This is a genomic window from Streptomyces sp. 8L, assembly GCF_020176795.1.
Lineage (GTDB): Bacteria > Actinomycetota > Actinomycetes > Streptomycetales > Streptomycetaceae > Streptomyces.
Map to the genome: position 1 here is coordinate 1 of NZ_JAIUKE010000630.1, position 5,398 is coordinate 5,398.

Annotated in this window: 4 protein-coding genes; 3 read left to right on the forward strand and 1 reads right to left on the reverse strand. The window is 74.9% G+C overall.

Annotated features, from left to right (window positions below; all coding sequences use genetic code 11):
• Positions 1-222 precede the first annotated feature (222 nt).
• A complete protein-coding gene (murA, locus tag LCE31_RS36020) occupies positions 223-1,569 on the reverse strand; it encodes a UDP-N-acetylglucosamine 1-carboxyvinyltransferase (RefSeq protein ID WP_225022094.1) in 1,347 nt (448 codons plus the stop codon).
• A gap of 281 nt (positions 1,570-1,850) precedes the next feature.
• On the opposite strand from murA, the gene LCE31_RS36025 reads away from it, so the two are divergent.
• From LCE31_RS36025 to LCE31_RS36035, 3 genes are all read left to right on the forward strand, one after another.
• On the forward strand, positions 1,851-2,411 hold the full coding sequence (locus LCE31_RS36025; RefSeq protein ID WP_225022095.1) for a YqgE/AlgH family protein: 561 nt from the start codon (positions 1,851-1,853) through the stop codon (positions 2,409-2,411).
• Positions 2,412-2,514: 103 nt separating this feature from the next.
• Positions 2,515-2,823 carry a DUF3039 domain-containing protein gene (locus tag LCE31_RS36030; protein ID WP_225022096.1) on the forward strand — a complete coding sequence of 103 codons (309 nt, stop codon included), beginning with the start codon at positions 2,515-2,517 and terminating at the stop codon, positions 2,821-2,823.
• A 393-nt stretch (positions 2,824-3,216) separates the two neighbouring features.
• Positions 3,217-4,971: a beta-N-acetylhexosaminidase gene (locus tag LCE31_RS36035; RefSeq protein ID WP_225022097.1), complete on the forward strand. Its 1,755-nt coding sequence runs from the start codon at positions 3,217-3,219 to the stop codon at positions 4,969-4,971.
• Positions 4,972-5,398: the final 427 nt, after the last annotated feature.

Sequence of the window (5,398 nt, forward strand, 5' to 3'; positions counted from 1 at the left end):
CCCCCGCCCCCCCCCGGGCGCCCCCCCCCCCCCCCGCCCCGCCCCGGCCCCCCCCGCCGCGCCCCCCCCGCCCCCCCCCCCCCCCCCCCCCCCCCCCCCCCCCCCCCCCCCCCCGCGGAGCCCCCGTACGCACCCGCACACGCCGCGGGGGCGGGTGCTTGCCCGGCAGGCACCCGCCCCGCGGACGCCGTCGGACAGGGGTACCCGCCCCCGCGGACGCCGTCAGACGAGCGGGCCGCCCGGCAGCTCCACCTTCGCGCCCAGCTCCACGAGCTTGTCCAGGAAGTTCTCGTAGCCCCGGTTGATCAGGTCGATTCCGTGCACGCGGGACGTGCCCTGCGCCGCCAGCGCCGCGATCAGGTACGAGAACCCGCCGCGCAGGTCGGGGATGACCAGGTCGGCGCCCTGGAGCCGGGTCGGGCCCGAGACCACGGCCGAGTGCAGGAAGTTGCGCTGCCCGAACCGGCAGTGCGAGCCGCCCAGGCACTCGCGGTAGAGCTGGATGTGCGCGCCCATCTGGTTGAGCGCGGAGGTGAAGCCGAGCCGGGACTCGTACACCGTCTCGTGCACGATCGACAGGCCGGACGCCTGCGTCAGCGCCACCACCAGCGGCTGCTGCCAGTCCGTCTGGAAGCCCGGGTGGACGTCCGTCTCCAGGGCTATCGACTTCAGCGAGCCGCCCGGGTGCCAGAAGCGGATGCCCTTGTCGTCGATCTCGAAGGCGCCGCCGACCTTCCGGTACGTGTTGAGGAAGGTCATCATCGAGCGCTGCTGCGCGCCGTGCACGTAGATGTCGCCCTCGGTGGCCAGCGCCGCGGACGCCCAGGACGCCGCCTCCAGGCGGTCCGGTATCGCGTGGTGGTTGTAGCCGCCGAGGCTGTCCACACCGGTGATCCTGATGGTCCTGTCGGTGTCCATCGCGATGATGGCGCCCATCTTCTGCAGGACGCAGATCAGGTCCTCGATCTCGGGCTCCACCGCCGCGTTCGACAGCTCGGTGACGCCCTCCGCGAGGACCGCCGTCAGCAGCACCTGCTCGGTCGCGCCGACCGACGGGTACGGCAGCGTGATCTTCGTCCCGCGCAGCCGCTGGGGCGCCTCCAGGTACTGGCCGTCCGCCCGCTTGTCGATCGTCGCGCCGAACTGGCGCAGCACGTCGAAGTGGAAGTCGATCGGCCGTCCGCCGATGTCGCAGCCGCCGAGCCCCGGGATGAACGCGTGGCCCAGCCGGTGCAGCAGCGGCCCGCAGAACAGGATCGGGATGCGCGACGAGCCGGCGTGGGCGTCGATGTCCGCGACGTTGGCGCTCTCCACATGGGTCGGGTCGAGCACCAGCTCACCCGGCTCGTCGCCGGGGCGCACGGTCACCCCGTGCAGCTGGAGCAGGCCGCGTACGACCCGCACGTCGCGGATGTCCGGCACGTTGCGCAGCCTGCTCGGCGTGGAGCCGAGCAGGGCGGCGACCATCGCCTTGGGGACCAGGTTCTTCGCGCCTCGGACGCGGATCTCACCCTGGAGGGGGGTGCCGCCGTGGACGAGCAGTACGTCATCAGTGCCGGTGCCGGTCATGGATCTCGCGTTCCGGAGGGGACAGTCGGGGGGTTGGGTGCCGAACATACGGCCCGGGTAAGCCTAAGGCGCGCCGGACCCCCTCCCGTAGGCCCTCGACGGGCCCGAAGGCGTCCGGACGCGGCACACCACGCTGTGTGCCGGTGCGAACGCGTGGAGTCGCCGCCGTCGGCGGACGCGCCGTGCGCTCCGGCGCCGTCACGACGCGCCCCTGAGCTGCGCGCACGCGCGCCGTGCACGGACGTCCCCGTGCGGGGCGAAGATGCGGGATCATGTGTCGCATGACCGAGGTGTCCTCGCTCACAGGGCGGCTGCTCGTCGCGACGCCGGCCCTGGCAGACCCGAACTTCGACCGCGCGGTCGTCCTGCTGCTCGACCACGACGAGGAGGGCTCGCTCGGCGTGGTCCTCAACCGCCCGACCCCGGTCGGCGTGGCGGACATCCTCGCGGCCTGGGCCGACCACGCGGGCGAACCCGGCGTGGTCTTCCAGGGCGGACCCGTCTCCCTCGACTCGGCGCTCGCGCTCGCCGTGATCCCGGGCGAGGAGGGCCCGCTCGGCTGGCGCCGGGTGCACGGCGCGATCGGCCTGGTGGACCTGGAGACCCCGCCGGAGCTGCTGGCCGAGGCCCTCGGCTCGCTGCGGATCTTCGCCGGGTACGCGGGCTGGGGGCCCGGCCAGCTGGAGCGCGAGCTGAAGAACGGCGCCTGGTACGTGGTCGAGTCGGAGCCGGGCGACGTCTCCTCGCCGCATCCGAAGGCGCTGTGGCGCGCCGTGCTGCGCAGGCAGCGGGGGCGGCTCGCGATGGTCGCCACGTACCCGGACGACCCGTCACTGAACTGAGCCGGCCGCGTCCCGGAGCCGCGCCCGGGGGTGAGTGTCCGGGTGCGGAGCGCTCCGACCCGCCCTCCGGGAAAATCTCGGTCCGTGAGTATTCTTGGCTGTTATGAGCACTCTTGAGCCCGAGCGCGGGGCAGGTACGGGCACCCTCGTGGAGCCGACGCCGCAGGTGTCGCGAGGCGACGGCGACCACGAGCGCTTCGCCCACTACGTCCAGAAGGACAAGATCATGGCGAGTGCCCTCGACGGCACTCCCGTGGTGGCACTGTGCGGCAAGGTCTGGGTACCGGGGCGCGACCCCAAGAAGTACCCCGTCTGTCCGATGTGCAAGGAGATCTACGAGTCCATGGGCCCCGGTGGCGAGGGCGACAAGGGCAAGGGCGGCAAGGACGGCAAGGGCGCCGGCAAGCAGTAGCCGCCCCGGCGTCCTGACCCGGATCTCCTGCCCCGGCTCTCCCGCCCCGGATCTCCGGCCCCGGACGGGCGCATCTCGTGCGTCCGCCCGCCGCCTGTTCCGCCCGCGTCCGCCGCGGGCGTGCCGGGCCGTGGAGTCCGCCCGTGGGCCTCGCGTCCGCCGGTGGCAGGCCGTAGCGTCCACCCGCGCCCGTGCCAGGCCCGTAGCGTCCACCCGCGCCCGTGTCGGGCCGCCGCGTCCGCTTGTGGCCGTGCCGGGCCGCCGGGTTCGCCCGTGGGCGGTGGGCCGCGCGGCGCGCCCGGGTCTCTTGCCGTATCGGCCGTCCGTGTGCTGATCTTCCGTATTGGTATAGACCTCATCTCGGTACGGATCTGATCACCCGGCGGAGGACGAATGGCGACGAACCCTGCGAGCCCTGACGCGGGCCCCACCCAGGACCAGGGCCCCGCGCACGCGGCGCTCATCCCCGCTCCCGGCCGGATACGGGGAGCCGGCGGCGGCAGCGGTGGCGACGCCGGATTCGCACTGCCCGCCGCGCTGCGCGTCCACGCAGGGCCCGGCACGGACACCACCGCCCGCTGGCTGCGCACGGCCGTCGGCGCCGGGACCGGTCTTGCCTTCCCCGACGTCGCGCCCGCGGACGGCGCCGGCCTGGGCCACGACCGGATCGTGCTGCGCGTCAGCCCCGACGTCGCACGCGAGAGCGGCCCCGAGGCGTACGTCCTGACGACCTCGGCCCCCGGACCCGCCGGCCGGGCCGACGAGGCCCGCGCCCCCGCCGTCACGATCGAGGGCGGCGGCCCCGCGGGCGTCTTCTGGGGCGCGCAGACGCTGCGGCAGCTCCTCGGGCCCGACGCCTTCCGGCGCGCGCCGCTCCGTCCGGACCGCGTCTGGCGGCTGCCCGCCCTCACGGTCCGCGACAGCCCCCGCTTCGGCTGGCGCGGCATGATGCTCGACGTCGCGCGGCACTTCACGCCCAAGGAAGGCGTCCTGCGCCACCTGGACCTGCTCGCGGCGCACAAGCTCAACGTCCTGCACCTGCACCTCACCGACGACCAGGGCTGGCGCATCGAGATCAAGCGCCACCCGCGGCTCACCGAGGTCGGCGCCTGGCGCCCGCGCACCAAGTGGGGCCACCGCGCGTCCGATCTGTGGAGCGAGACCCCGCACGGCGGGTTCTACACGCAGGACGACATCCGCGAGATCGTCGCGTACGCCGCCGAGCGGCACATCACCGTGGTCCCGGAGATCGACGTCCCCGGCCACTCGCAGGCCGCCATCGCCGCGTACCCCGAACTCGGCAACGCCGACGTCGTGGACACGGCGGCGCTGGGCGTCTGGGACACCTGGGGCATCAACGGGAACATCCTCGCCCCGACCGACGCGGTACTGCGCTTCTACGAGGGCGTCTTCGAGGAGGTGCTCGCGCTGTTCCCGTCGCGGTTCATCCACGTCGGCGGCGACGAGGCGCCCAAGGAGCAGTGGAAGGACTCCGCCACCGCGCAGGCCCGCATCGAGCGCGAGGGCCTCGCCAACGAGGACGAGCTCCAGTCCTGGTTCATCCGGCACTTCGACACCTGGCTCACCCTGCGCGGCAGGCGCCTCATCGGCTGGGACGAGATCCTCGAAGGCGGCCTCGCGCCCGGGGCGGCCGTCTCCTCCTGGCGCGGCTACGGGGGCGGCGTCGCCGCGGCGAGGGCGGGCCACGACGTGGTGATGTGCCCCGAGCAGCAGGTGTATCTGGACCACCGGCAGGCGGCGGGCGACGCCGAGCCCATCCCCATCGGCTTCGTGCGGACGCTGGAGGACGTGTACCGCTTCGAGCCCGTGCCGGACGGGCTCACCGCCGAGGAGGCCGGCCGGATTCTGGGCGCCCAGGCCAACGTGTGGACCGAGGTCATGCAGGACGCGGGCCGGGTCGACTACCAGGTACACCCGCGCCTCGCCGCGTTCGCCGAGAGCGTGTGGAGCGCGCTCGGGGCGCCGGAGGAGCGGGACTTCGCCGGATTCGAGGCGCGCATGGCCGAGCACTACCGGCGCCTGGACGCGCTCGGCGTCGCCTACCGGCCCCCGGAGGGTCCCCTGCCGTGGCAGCGCCGCCCCGGAGTGCCGGGAAGGCCGCGCGAGGGGAAACCGCCCGCCGTGTGAGCGATGAGGCGTGAGCGATGCCGTGGGACGCGAGGGACACGTGACGCGATACGCGGGATGCGGTGATGCGGTACGTGTGGCGCGATACGCCTGTGGCGCCCGGTGGCCGACGCGCCAGGGGTGGGCCGGCGGCCGGCCCCCCCCCCCCCCCCCCGGGGCCCCCCCCCCGGCCCCCGCGCCCCCCGTGCGCGGTGGCTCGCCGCCGCGGGGGGCGCGGCGGGGGGCGCCCCCCCCCCGGGGGGGGGGGGGGGGGGGGCCCCGGGGGGGGGGGGGGGGGGGCCCCCCCCCCCCCCGCCCCTCGAACGGTGACCGAACGGCCGTCACGCGCGCCCGAACAGTGACCGAACAGAGGGAACGGAAGGAAACGGACGGGAACGGACGAGGACCGGGCCGCCGTCGCGCGGCATCGGCCCCCGCACCCCCGGCC